Genomic DNA, 17,512 nt, shown 5'->3' on the forward strand with positions numbered 1-17,512 from the left:
TTATCGTGTGATTTTGTCAAGGTAAGATCGCTGAATGGGCTGAGGCGGAAAGGATAGTTGGCCGTGCGAAGGTGTGATGCGGCGCCCGACGCGAGGGCACACATGGCGCCTCATTTCCGCGAAACGCGCTGATGGCGTGAACGGAATGCGGAAATTCAGACTCTTGTGAACATGATGATCGCCCGCTTCGGCGGAAATGGCCCATGGCCAAGCGCTTCTTAACGCTCTGAGGATTTTACGACCGCAGCATATCGAAATCTTGAAACAGGTGAATGAAATCTTCCTGCAGCTTAAAGCAGCTCATCTTGATGCCGGCTTCAGACTGGTTGTGAAAGGTCAGAATGATTTTCCCCGGAGTGGAGGCGTCTTTCTCGACTCGGCCGATTTCTTCCAGATCTCGAAGGACCCTCTTTTCATCGCAGCCGGGCTTCAGCTGAATCCACATTCTTTTCATACGAGCTCCTTTGGGCGACCGCTCTCGGGGGTTCTTAGGGGCTCATGGTCGCAAGCGGGCTGTTTCCCCTGTACTTTGTCCAAACACCTGACCACACAGGCCAGGCAATCGGGTGCGTTGTCCGACTCTTGACAGTACGCTGAAAAGGCTTGAAGCCAATCCAGACCGGCTCGCGGGCACGTCTTGAGAAATTCCAGAAACTGCACGAGCCGTTCAAAGGCTACGGGCCCGATGGCGTGCTCAATGCGGCAGGCATTGGCTTCTGCCTGTTCGGGATCAAGGCGTAAAGCTGTGGTAAAGAACTCTTTCAAGATTTCATGACGCCGAGTAATCTGCTGCGCCACGTGGCGCCCTTTGGCGGTCAGGGTCACGTTGCTGTAAGGGCTGTAATTGATGAGACCTCTCACCGCCAAGGCGCGTAGAGCCCCTGTCACGGAGGCGCGTTGCACGCTCATTTGATCGGCGATGTCTTTGGCTCGAGCGGCTTGATGGGCGTTTTCCAGGTGGAAAATCACCTCTAAGTAGTCTTCCAAGCTCGCCGAGAGCCCCTCCACGGCGTCATTGGACATGGGTCCTCATTCCTCACCGGGTTTTTAGCTCGAAAATACCCTGTACAGGACCTCAGGTCAAGAAACGCAAGAGCGTGAGCATCATTTTTCCGCAGTCCAGACCCACCAGGCGGTGCACAGTCCCCACACGGCGTTGTAGCCGAAGACGAAAAGGGGTGTGAGGGATCCCAGGGCCAGGCCGAACCACCCTTTGTGAAGAACAAAGGGGAAAAAATACAGAAGCTGCGCACCGGTGGGTCCCAGGCTCCACAGAATGCCTCGGCTAAAAACCCCCACGAGAAATCCTCTGTGCAGAATGGGCATGAGAAACAAAAAACCCCACAGGCCTCCCCAAACAATTCGAGGATAGACAAAAGCTTGGTTCCACGTTGGAGCCAAGGCCACACCCAATTTTTGGGGAATTCCTGCCTGGCCCGCATACCAGGCCAGCCAGGAATTGACCAAAGCGCCCAGGCATCCACCGGCAAAAACCACACTGAGCCTCTGCAGGGCAGACCGCATGCTTTTTCTCCCGTATCGAGTTAGCGTCCTTTCCGTGGTGATGCAAGACGTTTCAAAAAAGGCATTCGGCGGTTGATATCACAGCGAACAGGAATTATAAAGGGGCGCCAATCCGCGAAAGGAAGGAGAATGGATGAAGATCAAATGCGCTAACTGTGACTATATGGGTGAAGCCACGTTGCTTCAAAAGGGTTCACGTTCCAAGGAAATTGCCCTGTGGTGTTGTCTCTTCTTGCCCGGACTTCTCTATACTCTGTGGCGCCAGTCCAGTGACGGGCGCTACATGGGGTGCCCTCAATGCAAAAGCGCTCAGTTTCGTCGCATCACGCGCCGGGAATGGAAAGACCTGGAACGTCAAGGAGCTCTTAAGGCTTAGGAACCTGGCCGAGAGCGGTCTTGGTATGGGCGACCCACGGTGCCACATGCGGCGTTGCATCGCGCCGTGTTTCTGCAAAAGGAATGCCTAAGTCCTACACGGACAAACGCCAAATGATGCTTTGAAGGACAGTCGAGCTCATGCGAGAAGGCGTACCCATCTACCTGGACTACAATGCCACGACGCCCATGGACCCAAGGGTTGTGGAAGCCATGCGACCGTGCTTGGAGTCCGTCTTTGGCAACCCGTCCAGCGCCCACGCCTATGGTCGAGAAGCCAAAGCCATGCTGGAGCAGGCGCGCCATCGCGTCGCCTCTTTGTTGCATGCATCCCCTGAAGAGATTGTTTTTACCAGCGGCGGAACCGAATCCAACAACATGGCCCTGTGCGGTGTGGCTCGAGCGCGCAAAGCCCAGGGGCGCCACATCGTTACCACCCGCATTGAGCATCCCGCGGTGTTGGAACCCTGTCTGGCGCTTATGGAGGAGGGCTTTGACGTCACGTTTGTGGGCGTGGATGGGTACGGCATGGTGGATCCTCAGGAGGTCATTGCGGCTTTTCGATCGGACACCGTGTTGGTGAGCGTGATGCACTCCAACAACGAAGTGGGCACGATTCAGCCCGTGAAAGCCATTGCTCAGGCCGCCAAGGAGCGGGGAATTGTGGTCCATACGGACGCGGCGCAAAGCGTGGGCAAGGTGGTTGTGGATGTGGAGAATCTGGGTGTGGACCTGCTCACCGTCGCCGGCCACAAGCTATATGCTCCCAAAGGTGTGGGTGCCCTGTATGTGCGTCGCGGAACACCTATGGGAAAAATCCTTTTTGGAGCCGGTCAGGAACGCGGACTTCGACCCGGAACGGAAAACGTTCTGGAAATCGTCGGCTTGGGCATGGCCGCCGCCGTGGTTCGAGACAATCTTTTGGAAGAAATGGCGCGCATGAGGGCCTTGCGCGATCGCCTACAGGCCCACTTGCTCGAGGCTTTTCCCGACGCGCGCCTCAACGGCCATCCGGAACACCGATTGCCCAATACTTTGAGCATTTCCTTTCCGGGAACGACGGCCGATGCGCTGCTGGATGCCATGCCGGAAGTGGCGGCTTCGGCAGGTGCGGCGTGTCACAGTGACCAGGTGCGCATTTCCCATGTTCTGGAAGCCATGGGGGTGCCCAGGGAGTTGGCCCAGGGGACCCTGCGGTTTTCCGTCGGCCGGTTCACTCGGCAGGAAGATGTGGATGCGGCAGCGGCCATTGTCCGGCGGGCCGTTCGGCAGGTTCTAAACCAGACGTAGAAGATTCTCATGGAACGTGACGCTCTGTCGAGGGCCGACGTGGAGGCCATGCGCCGTCGGCTGAAGGAAAAAATTCTAGAGCAGGCCTTTCAAGTGGCAGACACTCCGGTCTTCAAACTGGTTTCCGGGGCCATGAGTCGGTTCTATTTCAACTGCAAGCGTGTCACCTTAGACCCGGAAGGCCAAGTGCTTATCGGAAATCTGATCTTTGATCTGGTCAAGGATTTGCGTATTCAAGGCATCGGTGGCCTCACGCTTGGCGCGGATCCCATCGCCAATGCCGTTTCCTACACGTCGTGGATGCGGGGTAAGCCCATTCAAGCCTTCGTGGTGCGCAAGGCGCAAAAAGAACACGGCATTCCGGCGCGCCTAGAAGGCAATGTGCACGAAGGGGACCGCGTGGTGGTGGTGGACGATGTCATCACCACGGGAGGCTCCACCCTTCAGGCCATTCGAGCGTGCAAGGCTTCGGGAATTCATGTGGTGCGGGTCGTGGTCCTTGTGGATCGCCAGGAAATGAACGGGCGCGAAAACATTCTTCAGGAAGTGGAGGCCGTGGACGCCCTGGTCCTTCGAGACGACATCATGGCTTTGCATGAAGCGAGGCAAAGAGAAGGGTCTTCGTCATGAACATCATGGTCACAGGAGGAGCCGGCTACATCGGGTCGCACACGGCCAAGATCATTCGGCGCCGTGGACATACCCCCATTGTCTTTGACAACCTAAGTCGCGGCTGGGTGGACTGGGTCCGCTATGGGCCTTTTGTCTACGGCGATGTTCGTGACGAGGAAGCCCTGTATCAGGCTCTTCGCGCGTTCAAAGTCGATGCGGTCATTCATTTTGCCGCCTTGGCTTTGGTGGAGGAGTCGGTGCAGAAGCCGGCTCTGTACTTCGACCACAATGTCCGCGGAACCCTTGCCCTGGTGCAGGCCATGGCACGGGCAGGCGTGCGTCGATTGGTCTTTTCCAGTTCCGCCGCCGTCTATGGTCAAGCGCAATCCATCCCCATTGCCGAAGACCATCCCAAGGAACCGACCAACCCCTATGGCCTTTCCAAATGGCACGCCGAACAAATCCTGGACACCGTGGCTTCGACGGCGGGCATTCGGCTGGCCATGTTGCGCTATTTCAACGTGGTGGGAAACGATCCCGATGGAGAAATCTACGAACGTCATGAGCCCGAAACCCACGTGCTGCCGAACCTCATGCGAGCCGCTCTGACGGGAGCGCCGTTCTATCTTTTTGGAACGGACCACGAAACCCCTGACGGCACTGCCGTGCGCGACTACGTGGACGTTCTCGATTTGGCCGAAGCCCATGTGGCCGCCTTGGATGTGTTGGAAAGCCGAGATCGGCTGATATCCAACGTGGGGCGAGGCTGCGGCGTGTCCGTGCGGGAGATGGTGAGCGCTGTGGAACGAAGCCTGGGGCGCACGGTCACCGTGGTGGAACGGCCCAAAAGGCCTGGAGACCCGCCGGAACTGGTAGCCGACAATACCTTTCTCAAGACCTGGTTTGACCATCCCTTCAAAACCCTGTCCGAAGTCATCGAGGGCATGGCGCGACAACAGGCTTTCCTTCAAGCCCCCTGAACCAAAGCCGCCTGGAAGCGTGAGTGGGAAGGCATTGTGCCGCCGCGGCGGTATGGGCTCATGGGCGTTGGGGTTTGTCGCATTCTCGTTATTGTAAAGTCTGCAAGGGACGGCCTCTGGCCGTTCGAAAAGTAAGGGTCCCCGGGGACGCGGTCCCTTCAAAGAGACGAGCCACCTTCGCGGCTTCCATGACGCATTGCTCTGGAAGGTAATCTCTCAGGGCCACAGGAGGGCGCCTTATGGATCCGCAGCCCAAGCCACCCATAAGCGTCGCGCTTTATTGTTGCCCCTTTCGGCCCGGGCTTAGGATGAAAAGCCTCCGAGATACGATTCTTGAAAAGATTCGTCGTTCCGTGACCGAATCGGCTCCTGATGACCGCTTTGGCGGCACCTTGGGGCAACAGGGCAGGTTCACTCGGCCTCGGTTCGCAGAAAGCGGTCAAGAGGTCCAAATGAGAGCACTTCTTCGAAACGGCTGGGATTCCAGCGAGGCCGATTGTCCTTGTCGATGAGGCGGGCCCGGACACCTTCCCAAAAGTCGTGGTGTTCGATAATCCACCGTGCCACCCGCTCGTCCATGGCAAAAACCTCTTCCAAAGGTCGGCCGCGTTGAACCTTGAGGAGGGCCAAAGTGAGCGTGACGGCCGTGGGTGATCGTTCGGACAAACGCCGAAACACCCCTTCGCACAACCGGCTTTGCATCTGGCATTGGGAAAGGTTTTGCAGAAGCTCGGGCACAGAGGAGACGCCGTCAAAATAGGAGCGCACCCAAGCATCCATGGCCGCGTCTTGAGGGATGGCTTCAGATCGTGTCACGGATGCCATGAGTTCGAAAAGTTGCCTTCGTGCCGTGCTGCGGTCCGGCGAAAGCCTAGGGGCCGCTTCTTCTAAAGCTTCAAGGACATCCTTCAGTCGATGGCTTTCCACGCCATGGGTGGCCAAACCCAGGCGCACCGCATGAAATCCAAGGACATCGTCCCCGGTAAGGGCCAGGTATTCTGGATAGCCGGCGAGACACTTGGCATAAAGCCATCCCGTTGCCCCCACATCTGGAAAGAAGCCGATGCGTGTTTCCGGCATGGCCATGTGCGTGGTTTCTGTGGCGAGGACAATGTCGGCTCCCGCCGAGAGCCCAAGCCCTCCTCCCATGGTCACACCGTGAGTCACCACGACCAGCGGTTTCGAAAATCGATGCATGGCCAAATCCAAAGCGTATTCCTCATGAAAGAACGCTTCCGCTTCGGCTCGGTTTCCCGATCGAACCTGCAGGGCCACCCATTTGATGTCGCCTCCGGCGCAAAAGGCCTTGGATCCGCTGCCGGTGATCAAAAGGCATCGCACGTGAGGGTCGTGGCGCGCAGCGTCCAGCACTTGAGCCAGTTGTCGCACCATGGCTAGAGAGAGGCTGTTGAGGGCGTGCGGGCGGTTCAGTTCAATGTGCCACAGGGCTTTCGAAGTCCGCACGCGCACATGGTTTTGTTGGTCCGTTATCCACGAGTCCATGAGCCCGATTCTCCTCATTGGGTTGAACGATCACTTTGCATGCATGCCTGCCCTTCTTTTAAGCACGGTGCAAAGTTCGGCAAATCAAAATCTAACACCGTTGGCCTCCTTTGACTCCGTGACCCCGGTGGCACAGTGGCATGTGACCCCATGGTTTTGGGCAAGCGGCACAAACCAAGATGTGAGACCATAGTTGATCACCATAGTTCGCGAGCCACGTAAATCCTTCAGCACAAATCAAGCTGTGACCCCATTAATCATTATTCCTTTCTTGCATGGGCGTGGAGGGGTTGGTAAGGTTGGTGTACGGCTCGCTGACGGATCGAGTGCATTTTCTCCTTCACCCGAAAAATCGCCGCTCTCTCTCCCCGTCTTTTCCACGTGTTGGTTTTGTTCGTGTTCACCACAGCCACTGCGCGTTTTCCATGAGATGTCCATGGGGCTGACCGGTCCGTCATCGGCGCCGAGGGAGAGCACGCGTTGTCCATACAGCAACACAGGGGAGGGAGCGTATGCGACTGGTGGTCATCGGACAGGCGCCTTTTGGTCGGGACTGCTTGAAGGCTTTGTTGGATCGCGGTGAGGAGGTGGTGGGGGCCATCACGGTGCCGGATGTGCCGGGAGCCAAGAAGCCGAACCCTTTTAAGGAACTGGCCGTGGAACGTGGTCTTGACCTTTTGCAGCCACGCCATCTGAAGGGCCCGGAAGTCTTGGCCTGGGTTCGAGACAAAAAACCAGATCTTTTTGTTCTTGTTTTCGTCACGCAATACATGGGCAAGGACGTTCTTGATGTGGCGACCCTTGGAGGTATCAATTACCATCCGTCATTGCTTCCCAAATACCGCGGGGGCAGCGCCATTGCCTGGGCCATTCTTCACGGGGAACTGCAGACGGGGGTGACCATCCATTACATCGATGATGGGGTGGATACGGGAGACATCGTGTTGCAGGAATCCGTGCCCATTGCCCCGGACGACACCACCGCGAGTCTTTACTTCAATAAGCTCTATCCCCTGGGAGTGAAGTTGGTGCCGGAGGCTGTCCGTCTCATTCGCGAGGGAAAAGCTCCAAGGATTCCACAGGACCCTCGCCTGGCTTCCTTCCAGCCGGCACTCAAGCCCGAACACACGCAGATCGACTGGCGCCAAGACGTGAAGACCATCTACAACCTTGTTCGAGGTGCCTTTCCCGTGCCGGGTGCCGGCACGCGGTGGCAGGGAAAGAACCTAATTATTCAGGAAGCGGCTCCCATGCCGGTCCAAATGTGGGAGAAACCGAGCCGTGCTCCTGGAGAAGTTTTGGAAGTGACGGCTGACGGATTTACAGTGCAAACCGGATTGGGCGTGCTCCTTGTCAAGAAGGTGCTGAGCAAAGAGGCCGGCAAGATGAGTGCGGCCGATTTTGTTAAGGCAAGCGGACTAAAACCCGGCGATAACTTTGAACCCTGTGGATAAGTCCGTCCGCCTTGGGGATGTGAAGGGCTTCGAGGGGCATCGTTTTCGCCACTCGCTGTCTTTCCGAGGAAGCCCGTTGAAGCGCGTCGGGAATGTGCGGATTATTGACGCGTGGTCAAGTGGCTTTGGCTCCAAAAAGTGGATACCGACTTGGGATGACTTCGTTTGGCGCACTGGGGCACGCTGCAGATGGGGCAGTCGGGATCCTGGCATGGATCCACATGCACAAACACTTCGACCGAGCCCTGAAAATGCACGCGAAACAGCTCTTCCAGCTCGGCCACTTCCCGGTGAGCGTCTATGAGAGGAAGATAGCGAGGCAGAATGAGGTGGAAATCCACGTAAAGGTGCCGGCCGGAGCGCCAAGCGCGCAGTCTGTGGATATCGATCCAGATGGTTTTTCGATGCTGGGCGAGGAGTTCCGAGATTTCGCGAAGGAGGGCTGGATCGGAGGCGTCCATGAGGCCGGCGAAGGATTCTTTGAGGAGCGAGCGTCCGGAGAAAAGAATGTGGGCGCCGATGAGGGCGGCCACGACTCCGTCGATCCAGTGCCACCCGGTGAATTTGACGAGAACGAGGCCGAGTACGACGGCGGCCGAAGAAAAGGCATCCGTGAGAATGTGTTTGCCATCGGCCACAAGGGCCAATGAGTGGGTACGTTTTCCCATGGTGACCAGAAAGCCTCCAAGGGCGCCATTAACGATGCTGGTGGCCAGAACAAGCCACAAGCCCAAATCCAGATTGGGCAAAGGGTGAGGGCGGCGAATCTGATGCCAGGCGCTCCAAAAGATGCCGAGGGCCGCAACGACGATCAAGGCGCCTTCAAAACCTGCGGAGAAATATTCCACCTTCCCATGGCCGTAAGGATGCTCTGAATCGGGAGGTTTTGCGGCAAGATAGATGCTCCAGAGAGCAAAGCTGCTGGCGATGACGTTAACAATGGATTCCAGGGCATCGGACAACACGGCCGCCGAGCGGGTGAGAAAATAGATATAAAATTTTACGGCCATCAAAAGGACGCTGAGCGTCAAAGAGAGGGCGATGGCTTGAAGGCGCGTGCGTTGTGATCGTTCTTCCATAATCGTATGCCAAGGATTTGTGGGGGCGCTCGCCCCGCCCGAACCACGAAAAGGTCAAGAGCGTTTTCACGGTGCCGAAAGAGCTTTCCAGGCCCAGAGCACCTTACCACGAATGGCTTTCATTCCCAAGGTGCACCGTGCACGAAGATGGATATGGTGTTCTGAGCCGCTTGGCAAGCAGGCCTAAAAGTTATCAGAGCACATTGGCAGGTTGGAGCACGTCCGACAAATGGATTGGGCGTGATCGGTGTCAGACCACCTGCCAAACGGACTCGGTGGCGCCGTATAGCCCTGGTCCTCTGCAACAGGTAGAGAGGAGCACTTGGCTTGTACCCATGGAAATGAGACACTCTTGATCAACCATGGAAAAGACAGGAATCGGATGCCGGCCTGCGGATCCATGGCTTCTCCTCTCAGCCCGACACTCATGGAACAAGGGGGGTGGTCCCTCACTGTCATTGGCACAGGGCGGAATCCAGACGGTGGACGGTGTCCTTTGCCAAGGGGCTGAATATCTTGCCAATTCACAGATAGCCAAGGACATGGGACTCACCACAGAACAAGACGCGCTGAAGCGCAGGTGAGAGGTGCTTTCCTTGGGTGGCATGATCCTAACCCGCTCGGTGACTCGACCCCGATCCGCGTCGGGCTTATGTGAGACCCATGAGACTGAACCAAGCTTGGAACCTTTAGAGTTCGGGGCCGATCTTGACCCCATTTAGGTCCTGTGTTAAGTGCGCTATGCCTTGGAAAAAGGGCTCACGAAACCTTTCCGACCTTCGTGGGCTCACCAGCGTCGCATGAGGGACCGCATCGTGCATGAAATGGCCATCGCCCAAAGCGTGCTTGAGATCGTTCTGGATGAATGCCGTCGGCACCGCATGAAAACCGTGGATCGCATCAACGTGCAGGTGGGCGCTTTGGCGGCCGTGGTTCCAGAAGCTCTGACCTTTTGTTTTCAAGTGGTGGCTCAGGGCACGCCGGCGGAAAACGCCGCCTTAGACATTGAAACGGTTCCCGTGGTGATGCGCTGTCCCTTGTGTGGTGAACTTTTTGAAATGGAAGATCGCCTGGACATGTGCCCTCAGTGTGGTCCTGTGGTTTCAGGGCTTTCGCTCATCAGCGGTCGCGAAATGACGGTCATGTCCATCGAAGGGCGCGGAAGCGATGACGGAGCGTAAAAGATGGCGGAAATGAAAGTTCCCGTGGTTCGTAACATTCTGGAAGTCAATGAGCGCCTTTCGCAAGAAAACCGCAAGATCTTCGATGCCAAAAAGGTTTTGGTTCTGAACCTCATGAGTTCTCCCGGGGCGGGAAAGACGTCCGTGCTGGAACGCACAGCCGAAGCCTTGCAGGATCGTTACAAGATGGCGGTCATCGAAGGGGACATTCAGTCGTCATTCGATGCGGAACGGTTGCAGCGCAAAGGCGTGCAGGCGGTGCAGATCAATACGGATGGCGCGTGCCATCTGGATAGCAACATGATCCGCATGGCCATGGACAGCCTGCAGCTGGAAGGCGTGGACGTCCTTGTCATCGAAAATGTGGGCAACTTGGTGTGTCCCGCCGAATTCAATTTGGGGGAACACCACAAGGTGACCATCCTGAGCGTGGCCGAAGGGGATGACAAACCCATCAAGTATCCGCTCATGTTTCAAATCTCCTCGGTGCTCTTGGTGAACAAGGTGGACCTTCTTCCTTACGTGGACTGTGATCTTCACGCCATTCACCAAAGGGCTAGGCAGCTCAACCCCACACTGGAAATCTTCGACATTTCGTGCCGCACGGGAGAAGGGCTGGAAGCGTGGATAGCGTGGCTGGAAGCCCGAATACGGGAGAGAAAAAACCTGCCCTGATGGCGGACTTCCATGGGTTTCGCCGGGTCGGGATTCGCGTGGAAGGGATCGTTCAGGGCGTGGGTTTCCGGCCCTTCGTCTTCCAAGCGGCGCACCGGTGGGGATTGAACGGATGGGTGCGAAACGACGCCACCGGCGTGGAAATGGAGCTGGAAGGACGCCGCGAGGCGGTGGAAGGTTTTCTGGCCAGCCTGCAGCGGGATGCCCCACCTCTGGCGGCCATTCGTTCCATGAAGGTCCAGGAGAAACCCTATGAAGGCCTCTCGGGGTTTCAGATCATCGCCAGCGAGACGTCGCCCCTTCGTACGGCACTGATTTCTCCCGATACGGCCATTTGCCAGGACTGCCGGCGGGAATTGCTGGATCCTCAAGACCGCCGGTATCGGTATCCTTTTATCAACTGCACCAACTGCGGTCCGCGCTACACCATCATTCAGGACATTCCCTATGATCGGCACAAGACGACCATGGCGGTGTTTACCATGTGCGCCGCGTGCCGTGCCGAATACGAAGACCCTTCAAATCGGCGTTTCCATGCGCAACCCAACGCTTGTCCTCAATGCGGCCCCCACGTCTGGCTGGAAGACGACCAGGGCCGGGTCGTGGCCGAACGGGATGACGCCGTTCGCCAGGCCGTGGAACTGCTGGAGCAAGGACGAATCGTTGCCGTCAAGGGCCTGGGTGGATTTCACCTGGCCGTTTCCGCACGGAACGAGGCAGCGGTTTCTCGTCTGCGGCGCCGAAAACTTCGAGAAGAAAAGCCTTTTGCCGTCATGTTTGCGCACCTCGAGGCCGTTCGCGCGGTGTGCCACGTGAGTGCGCAGGAAGAACGCCTGCTGTGTTCCAAGGAACGGCCCATTGTTTTGTTGCGCAAGCGATGGAATGCCGAAGCCGCGGGCGCGGGCATGGCCCCGTCGGTGGCGCCTCGAAATGCTTATCTGGGAGCCTTTCTTCCCTACACGCCGCTTCATGTCCTGCTTTTTCACGAATGTTCCTACGATGCTTTGGTGATGACCAGTGGCAATCAAAGCGATGAGCCCATCGTTACGGACAACGACGAAGCGCGGCAACGGCTTCAAGGCATCGCCGACGTTTTTCTCATGCATAACCGCGATATTTACATCCGCTGTGACGATTCCGTCATGCGGGTGCTTTCCGACAGCCCTCTTCCTGTTCGGCGTGCCCGTGGGTATGTGCCCGTCCCCGTGCGGCTGTCGTGCGCCGGCCCTGTGGTTTTGGGGACGGGAGCCGAATTGAAAAACACGGTGTGTTTCACTCGAGGCCGGGACGCTTTTGTGAGCCAGCACATCGGCGATCTGGAAAATCTAGAAACCTTTCAAGCCTTTGAAAAAACCATTGAGCATTTGCAGAAAATTTTGGATGTGCGTCCCGCGTGGATCGTTCATGATTTACATCCTGACTACCTGAGCACGCAATGGGCGGAAGCCCATGGAAATCCTTTTCCGCCTTCGAATGCGCAAGGGGCAGGCGTCGAACCGCCGCACACGGTTCGTCCCTATCGCATGGCCGTGCAACATCATCACGCACACATCGCTTCGGTGGTTGCCGAAAGGCAATACGATGGACCTGTCCTTGGCGTGGCCTTGGACGGCACGGGCTACGGGCCCGACGGCACCGTATGGGGCGGGGAATTTCTTTATGTCCATGGGGATGTTTGGCGTCGCTTGGGACGGTTTTCTCATCTACGGCTGCCCGGGGGGGATCGAGCGGTCAAGGAACCATGGCGCACGGCCTTGGGAGCCCTGTGGCTTTTGGCCAAGGATGCCACGGAAGAGCGTTACGCCCCTTTGATGAAAAGATGGCCGGAAAAGGAACGCCGGCTGGTGCTTCAGATGCTCGAACGACAAATCAACACGCCCCTGACCTCCTCCTGCGGGCGCCTTTTTGATGCCGTGGCGTCCCTGTGCGGCGTGCGGGACTGCATCTCCTATGAAGGACAAGCCGCCGTGGAGCTGGAACAGTCCATCGAGCAAGACCCCAAAGCCTACGAGGCGAATCTGTACGCCGATGAAGGGCTCTGGATTTTGGACAGCCGTCCTCTGGTGGCTCAGGTCGCCAAAGATCTTCTTCTCAACGAAAAGCCGGGTGTGGTGGCCTGTCGGTTTCACAACGGCCTCGTTGTGGCCCTGACCCGGCTTTTGGACATTCTTTCTGAGAATACGGGCTTGCGCACCGTGGCGCTTAGCGGCGGCGTATTTCAAAATGTTTTCCTGCACACGGCCCTTCGGCGTTCGTTGCAAGAAGGCGGGTGGCATGTCTTGACGCACGAGCAGGTTCCACCCAATGATGCCTGCATAGCCCTGGGACAAGCCTATGTCGGCCGATGTGTGGCGGAAAGAATTGGCCTCCGTGACCCATCGGTCGGTGGAATCGATGATGCTACAAATTGATGCCCGTGGCGTGAAGGTAAGCGATGACCCTGAAATACGTTGATGAATTTCGAGATGGCACGCTGGCGCGCACGATCCTGGCAAAGCTCAAAAAACAGTGTGCAGGACGAGCGCCCATGCGCTTTATGGAAATCTGCGGCACTCACACGGTGTCCATCTTTCGCTCCGGGCTGCGTCCCCTTTTGCCTTCGACGGTGGAACTCATCAGCGGCCCCGGCTGTCCCGTCTGCGTAACGGCTTCCGAAGACATCGACAAGGCGATCTGGTTTGCATCCCAGCCCGACACCATCGTGGCGACCTTTGGAGATTTGCTTCGCGTGCCGGGATCCCGCACCTCCCTGGCTCAGGAAAGAGCTCAAGGGGCCGACGTGCGCATGGTCTACAGTGCCATGGACGCCGTGGCCTTGGCAGAGGAAAATCCCGACAAGGAAGTGGTTTTCATAGGTATTGGTTTTGAAACCACGGCCCCCACGGTGGCCGCGGCCGTGACCATGGCCAATCGTCAAGGAATTCAGAATTTCTCCGTCTTTTCTGCCCATAAGGTGCTGCCGCCGGCCATGGAAGCCCTTTTGTCCTCCGGAGATCTTCGCCTGGACGGGTTTTTATGTCCCGGTCATGTGACGACGGTCATCGGGGCCAAAGCCTATGAAGACGTGGCTTCTCGGTACCGAATGCCGTGCGTGGTTGCGGGATTTGAGCCTTTGGACATTCTGCACGGGCTTTGGATGCTGGTGGAGCAGCGCCTTTCGGGGGAGGCGCGCGTGGATGTGCAATATCGGCGGGGCGTCACGTGGGAAGGAAACACGGCCGCCCAGAGACTCATGGCTCAAGTGTTTCGTCCTGCCAACGCCGTCTGGCGAGGGCTGGGACCCATTGCCCGTTCCGGGTTGGCCTTTCGGGACGAATGGGCTCGGTTTGATGCCACCCAAAGGTTCTCTGTGCCCACGTTGAGCGTTCGTGAAGATCCCGCGTGCCGCTGCGGGGATGTGCTGCGAGGCGTCCTTGCGCCGTTACAATGCCCTTTGTTTCGAAAAGTGTGCACGCCGCAAAATCCCAAAGGACCGTGCATGGTGTCCAGCGAAGGCACCTGTGGAGCCTACTTCAAGTACGCTTATGACGGCCCAGATTTGGATCTGGAGGAGAAGTATTGACGGTGAAAGCCGGAAAAGAGGACTTTTACGGGCAGGCGCAAGGGGGATAGGCCGGTGAAGGAAACGCAGGTGTTGTTGGATCATGGCAGTGGAGGTCGGGCGACCCATGAACTGGTGACGCGGTTTTTTGCCCCTTTGTTAAGCAACCCGTTTCTCGATGCCATGAACGACAGCGCGGTCATGGATTTTTTGGGGGATCGGCTGGCGTTCACCACCGATAGTTACGTGGTGGATCCCGTCATTTTTCCCGGTGGCAACATTGGATCCTTGGCCGTTCATGGAACTGTGAATGATTTGGCCATGAGCGGCGCTCGCCCCATGGTGTTGACGGCGGGTTTCATTTTGGAAGAAGGCCTGGACCTTTCGCTTTTGGAAACCATTGTGAGGTCCATGGCGGAAGCGGCTCGCGAAGCGGGCGTGACCGTGGTGGCCGGAGACACCAAGGTGGTCCCCAAAGGAAAAGGGGACAAAATTTTTATCACCACGGCAGGCGTGGGTATCGTTCCGCCGGGGGTGTCGCTGGGAGGACAAAATGCTCGCCCGGGCGATGCCGTGCTCATCAACGGCACCATTGGCGATCACGGCACGGCCATTTTGTGTTCCCGCGAAGGTCTGTCCATGGAAGGGGTTATTCAAAGCGATTCCGCCCCGTTGCACACCCTTGTGGCTGCCATATTGACGGCGTGTGCTCATGTTCATGTGTTGCGCGATCCCACGCGAGGCGGTGTGGCCACGACCCTGAACGAAATTGCGAGCCAATCCCGTGTGGGCATTCGGCTCTTTGAGGAGGCCTTGCCCATTCGAGAAGATGTGGCGGGAGCCTGTGAAATCCTCGGTCTGGACCCGCTCTACATGGCCAATGAAGGAAAGGTTCTGGTGGTCCTTCCTCAGGAAGAAGCCGGAAAGGCTCTGGACGCCATGAGGCGTCATCCTCTAGGGCGCCACGCGGCCTTGATCGGGGAGGTCATGGCGGACCATCCCGGTCGAGTTACCTTGCGCACCCGCATCGGCGGGCACCGTATCGTGGACATGCTTCGTGGCGAACCTCTTCCACGCATCTGCTGATTCCAGGCGTTTGGGCTAAAGTTTGGGTTGTGGGTGCGGCGATGCCGCGACCCCAGATGGCGCCGTGCCGCGATTTCACGGCGTGCGGCAAGGTGGTTCAAGACGATGAAACCGTATGGGCCTTTTCAAGCATGGTCCTCAATCCGCATTTACCAGAGCAAAATGCAGCCCGGCCCTTGTCGGCCTTTTGACGCGTGGGCTAGACTCCCAGAAAGGAAGAAGCCTGCTGAAGGCGGAAAGCCTGGGGTGTGAAGGGAGGATTTATTGCGCCGTCCAGGGCAGGGGTGACGGAGAATGCGGCCATGTGGAAAATTCCACAGTATGGGGATCCCTGGAAAGGGATTAGAAGTGTACGACGGGCTGTGATGCCAGGAGGGGAGGCGCCGTGGGGCTTACATGGTTGACCGGCGGACCGCGGGGATTTCGCTGCCGCATCTGTGGTCATCAGGTTGAGGGCGCGGGTTCCGGCCTCGGCATATGCGCCCACTGCATCGTGCACGATTGGGAACGGGCTCGCCCCCTGGTGGACGCCCTACATCGAAAATCCCGCACGCGTTTTCGTCTGCCTGAGGAAGTGCCCCAGGCACGGATCGGAGCCGAATGCCGACTGTGTCACCATCGATGCCGCATGACGCAAGGGCAATGGGGCTATTGTGGGGTTCGCACAGGGGACATGGAAAGTCTGCGACGTGATGGGCGGCTTGTGGCCTCGGTGTCCTACTATCACGATCCCCTGCCCACAAACTGCGTGGCGGACTGGGTCTGTGCCGGAGGCACCGGCGTGGGGTATCCCCGTTTCAGCATGGCCAAAGGGCCGGAAGTGGGCTGGTACAATTTGGCCGTCTTTTTTGAGGCCTGCAATTTCAACTGCCTCTATTGTCAAAACTGGTCCTTTAAGCGGGAGACGCCGTGGGACAGGCCAAAGTTGGCCGTGGATGAAATGCTTCCGGCCGTGACGGAGCGCACCTCATGCATCTGCTTTTTCGGCGGTGATCCGGTACCTCAGTTGCCCTTTGCCCTGCGTTTTTCCCGGGAAGCCGTCAAGGCACGATCGGGTCGCATTCTTCGCGTCTGTTGGGAAACCAACGGAAGCATGCATTCCAGCTGGCTTCGGCCCATGGTCCAACTTTCCTTGGAATCCGGCGGCTGTATCAAGGTAGACCTTAAAGCCTGGGATCCCCATATTCATCGGGCTTTGTGCGGGACGGACAACCGCCAGGTATTGGAAAACTTCGCCAAGCTTTCCCAATGGGTTCCCTTGCGTCCCGATCCCCCCTTGCTCATTGCCAGCACGCTTCTGGTTCCGGGTTACGTGGGAGAAGCGGAAGTGTCGCGCCTCGCTCGATTCATCGCCAACCTCAACCCCGATATTCCCTACGCGCTCCTGGGTTTTGCGCCCCAGTTTGTTCTAAAAGATTTTCCCACCACGTCCAGAACGGAGGCCGAAGCGTGTCTGGAGGCGGCGCATCGCGCGGGCTTACGCCGTGTGCGATTGGCCAATCGGCATCTGCTGTGCTAATGTTCGGTGCCATGGCAGCGCCTTCTCGGACATCGTGAATGAAGTGAAACCTTTATTGATGAACCGTCGGGGAGGTTCAGATGCGCTACGATGAGGGGCAAGTGGGACGGGTGTTTGTACTGCGGCTGGAAGAAGGGGAGCGAATTCCCGAGGTCATCGAAACCTTTGCCCGGGAAAAGGGTGTGCAGCGGGCCATGGCCATTCTTTTGGGAGGCATCGATGACGGTAGCCGTGTCGTGGTGGGGCCGGAAGCCGGGCGCGGTCGAGAGATTGTTCCGTTGGTGCACACCCTTTCAGGGATTCAAGAGATCTTGGCCGTGGGGACGCTCTTTCCCGACGAAAACGGAAATCCCGTTCTTCACATGCATGGGGCGTCCGGGCGCGAAGGCGGCGCATCCGTCGGATGCACGCGAGCGGGCGTGACGGTCTGGCTCGTGGGCGAAGTCATCCTTCTTGAAATTCTCGGAAGCCGCGCCGTGCGCACGAAAGACGCCTCCAGTGGCCTAACCCTACTCACCCTATAACCCCACGGGTGGGGTCAGACCTTTATTTTTTATCCGCAGGTGGGAAAACAGGACATGGAGTCAAGACTCTGGCTTTCGTGCGACAAGGGGCCAAGCCTTTAGCTTTTAGCCGTGTCCGACACGGGGTCATACCTGCCGTATATCGCTTCTTTGCTTTGAGTCGAGGTTA

The 17,512-nt window shown here is 57.7% G+C and carries 17 protein-coding genes; 12 read left to right on the top strand and 5 right to left on the bottom strand.

The window, feature by feature from the left end; genetic code table 11:
* Window positions 1-235: 235 nt before the first annotated feature.
* From EDC27_RS06685 to EDC27_RS06695, 3 genes are all read right to left on the bottom strand, one after another.
* The gene (locus EDC27_RS06685) at window positions 236-454 is read right to left on the bottom strand and encodes a hypothetical protein (RefSeq protein WP_123289841.1); all 219 of its coding nucleotides are present in this window, start codon (window positions 452-454) and stop codon (window positions 236-238) included.
* Window positions 451-1,023: a metal-dependent transcriptional regulator gene (locus EDC27_RS06690; protein ID WP_123289842.1), complete on the bottom strand. Its 573-nt coding sequence runs from the start codon at window positions 1,021-1,023 to the stop codon at window positions 451-453. The genes EDC27_RS06685 and EDC27_RS06690 overlap by 4 nt, the downstream gene beginning before the upstream one ends.
* 81 nt (window positions 1,024-1,104) lie before the next feature.
* Complete coding sequence (locus tag EDC27_RS06695; protein WP_123289843.1) at window positions 1,105-1,524, bottom strand: hypothetical protein; 420 nt, start codon at window positions 1,522-1,524, stop codon at window positions 1,105-1,107.
* Window positions 1,525-1,657: 133 nt separating this feature from the next.
* On the opposite strand from EDC27_RS06695, the gene EDC27_RS06700 reads away from it, so the two are divergent.
* From EDC27_RS06700 to galE, 4 genes are all read left to right on the top strand, one after another.
* Window positions 1,658-1,900: a hypothetical protein gene (locus EDC27_RS06700; RefSeq protein ID WP_123289844.1), complete on the top strand. Its 243-nt coding sequence runs from the start codon at window positions 1,658-1,660 to the stop codon at window positions 1,898-1,900.
* Between the two features lie 140 nt (window positions 1,901-2,040).
* Window positions 2,041-3,189: a cysteine desulfurase family protein gene (locus EDC27_RS06705; protein ID WP_123289845.1), complete on the top strand. Its 1,149-nt coding sequence runs from the start codon at window positions 2,041-2,043 to the stop codon at window positions 3,187-3,189.
* A gap of 9 nt (window positions 3,190-3,198) precedes the next feature.
* On the top strand, window positions 3,199-3,819 hold the full coding sequence (gene pyrE, locus EDC27_RS06710; protein ID WP_245994315.1) for an orotate phosphoribosyltransferase: 621 nt from the start codon (window positions 3,199-3,201) through the stop codon (window positions 3,817-3,819).
* Window positions 3,816-4,781, top strand: coding sequence for a UDP-glucose 4-epimerase GalE (galE, locus tag EDC27_RS06715; RefSeq protein WP_123289846.1), 966 nt, complete (start codon window positions 3,816-3,818; stop codon window positions 4,779-4,781). Before pyrE ends, galE begins: the two co-directional genes overlap by 4 nt.
* Window positions 4,782-5,192: 411 nt before the next feature.
* On the opposite strand, the gene EDC27_RS06720 is transcribed toward galE, so the two are convergent.
* A complete protein-coding gene (locus EDC27_RS06720) occupies window positions 5,193-6,284 on the bottom strand; it encodes an enoyl-CoA hydratase/isomerase family protein (protein ID WP_170161653.1) in 1,092 nt (363 codons plus the stop codon).
* A 512-nt stretch (window positions 6,285-6,796) separates the two neighbouring features.
* On the opposite strand from EDC27_RS06720, the gene EDC27_RS06725 reads away from it, so the two are divergent.
* Window positions 6,797-7,738 (top strand): methionyl-tRNA formyltransferase, encoded by a 942-nt coding sequence (locus EDC27_RS06725; RefSeq protein WP_123289848.1) that lies wholly within the window; start codon window positions 6,797-6,799, stop codon window positions 7,736-7,738.
* A 101-nt stretch (window positions 7,739-7,839) separates the two neighbouring features.
* On the opposite strand, the gene EDC27_RS06730 is transcribed toward EDC27_RS06725, so the two are convergent.
* A complete protein-coding gene (locus EDC27_RS06730; protein WP_123289849.1) occupies window positions 7,840-8,817 on the bottom strand; it encodes a cation diffusion facilitator family transporter in 978 nt (325 codons plus the stop codon).
* An 824-nt stretch (window positions 8,818-9,641) separates the two neighbouring features.
* On the opposite strand from EDC27_RS06730, the gene hypA reads away from it, so the two are divergent.
* The 7 genes from hypA (at window position 9,642) to EDC27_RS06770 (ending at window position 17,343) form a co-directional block, all read left to right on the top strand.
* Window positions 9,642-9,998, top strand: a complete 357-nt coding sequence (hypA, locus tag EDC27_RS06735; protein ID WP_245994368.1) for a hydrogenase maturation nickel metallochaperone HypA — start codon at window positions 9,642-9,644, stop codon at window positions 9,996-9,998.
* 12 nt (window positions 9,999-10,010) lie between these two features.
* Entirely contained in the window at window positions 10,011-10,673 is a 663-nt protein-coding gene (gene hypB / locus EDC27_RS06740; RefSeq protein ID WP_407923344.1) for a hydrogenase nickel incorporation protein HypB, read from the top strand.
* Window positions 10,622-13,084 (top strand): carbamoyltransferase HypF, encoded by a 2,463-nt coding sequence (hypF, locus tag EDC27_RS06745; protein ID WP_211334802.1) that lies wholly within the window; start codon window positions 10,622-10,624, stop codon window positions 13,082-13,084. The genes hypB and hypF overlap by 52 nt, the downstream gene beginning before the upstream one ends.
* A 23-nt stretch (window positions 13,085-13,107) precedes the next feature.
* On the top strand, window positions 13,108-14,235 hold the full coding sequence (gene hypD, locus EDC27_RS06750; protein WP_245994317.1) for a hydrogenase formation protein HypD: 1,128 nt from the start codon (window positions 13,108-13,110) through the stop codon (window positions 14,233-14,235).
* 54 nt (window positions 14,236-14,289) lie between these two features.
* On the top strand, window positions 14,290-15,300 hold the full coding sequence (gene hypE, locus EDC27_RS06755) for a hydrogenase expression/formation protein HypE (protein ID WP_123289853.1): 1,011 nt from the start codon (window positions 14,290-14,292) through the stop codon (window positions 15,298-15,300).
* Window positions 15,301-15,685: 385 nt separating this feature from the next.
* Window positions 15,686-16,819, top strand: a complete 1,134-nt coding sequence (locus tag EDC27_RS06765) for a radical SAM protein (RefSeq protein WP_123289855.1) — start codon at window positions 15,686-15,688, stop codon at window positions 16,817-16,819.
* Between the two features lie 80 nt (window positions 16,820-16,899).
* Window positions 16,900-17,343 (top strand): PPC domain-containing DNA-binding protein, encoded by a 444-nt coding sequence (locus tag EDC27_RS06770; protein ID WP_123289856.1) that lies wholly within the window; start codon window positions 16,900-16,902, stop codon window positions 17,341-17,343.
* Window positions 17,344-17,512 lie beyond the last annotated feature (169 nt).

This window comes from Desulfosoma caldarium (assembly GCF_003751385.1).
GTDB lineage: Bacteria > Desulfobacterota > Syntrophobacteria > Syntrophobacterales > DSM-9756 > Desulfosoma > Desulfosoma caldarium.